This window comes from Roseomonas sp. 18066, assembly GCF_902706185.1.
Taxonomy (GTDB): Bacteria; Pseudomonadota; Alphaproteobacteria; order Acetobacterales; family Acetobacteraceae; genus Pseudoroseomonas.
In genome coordinates, this window is the sequence record NZ_CACSJM010000414.1 from 1 (window position 1) to 394 (window position 394).

Below are 394 nucleotides of genomic sequence, written 5' to 3' on the forward strand. Positions count from 1 at the left end.
GCCGTGCCTGCGCGCTGCGGCCGAACACCTGGCCCAGGCGCAGCATGTCGCCGTAGAGCAGCTCCATGGTGGCATGCGGCTTGTCGGCGCGGTTCTGCGCGCAGCTTTCGGTCAGCACCAGGGTCTGGATGCCGTGCCGCGCGAGAGTGTCGGGTGTCACCTCGCCTCCGGGCTGCATGCCGTAGTACCAGCCCGCGAAGAACAGATCGGGCCTAGCGGCCACCAGCGTTTCCAGCGTGGGGTACTTGGGCGCCAGCTCGGGCACCCCGTCCAGCGTGCGCAGCAGCGCCTCGCCGGTCTGCTTGTACCAGCCGGTGATGCCCGTCACGCCGACGAGCACGGGCCGCAGGCCGAGCGCGAGCGCCATCTCCGTCATGTTGAGGTCGTGCACGAC

Annotated in this window: 1 pseudogene; it reads right to left on the reverse strand. The window is 70.1% G+C overall.

Going from position 1 to position 394, the window contains the following annotated elements:
* Positions 1–394, reverse strand: a pseudogene (locus GVN67_RS29480) (ABC transporter substrate-binding protein); the annotation flags it as partial.